The sequence below is a fragment of the Mesorhizobium sp. M8A.F.Ca.ET.161.01.1.1 genome (genome assembly GCF_004792105.1).
GTDB lineage: Bacteria > Pseudomonadota > Alphaproteobacteria > Rhizobiales > Rhizobiaceae > Mesorhizobium.
Window position 1 is genome coordinate 1 of sequence record NZ_SRTD01000539.1, and the last position, 278, is coordinate 278.

Here is a 278-nt window from a genome sequence, read left to right on the forward strand (position 1 = left end):
TCGGCGTTTGCGGTGGCAATCTGCATGGCAACCGGATCTGCCCGGCGCTCGGCGAACATCGGCAGCGGCACGGCAGCCGGCGGCACGGCGGCGGCAACATCGAAGGTGCGGCTGACTTTGGCACTGGCGACGAGCTGTTCGGTGTTGCGGCCCCTCGATGCCTGCGGCACGGCCTTGTCGAGAAGTGCAGCCATCTGGGCATCGCGGCTGCGCGCGGTCTTGCCGCCCAGCACGACGCCGACGACGCGGCGGCCATTGTGATTGACGGCACTGACGAG

1 pseudogene is annotated in these 278 nt (G+C 69.1%); it reads right to left on the reverse strand.

The annotated features are described in order from the left end of the window. A pseudogene (locus EN804_RS36920) lies at window positions 1–278 on the reverse strand (peptidase M15); the annotation flags it as partial.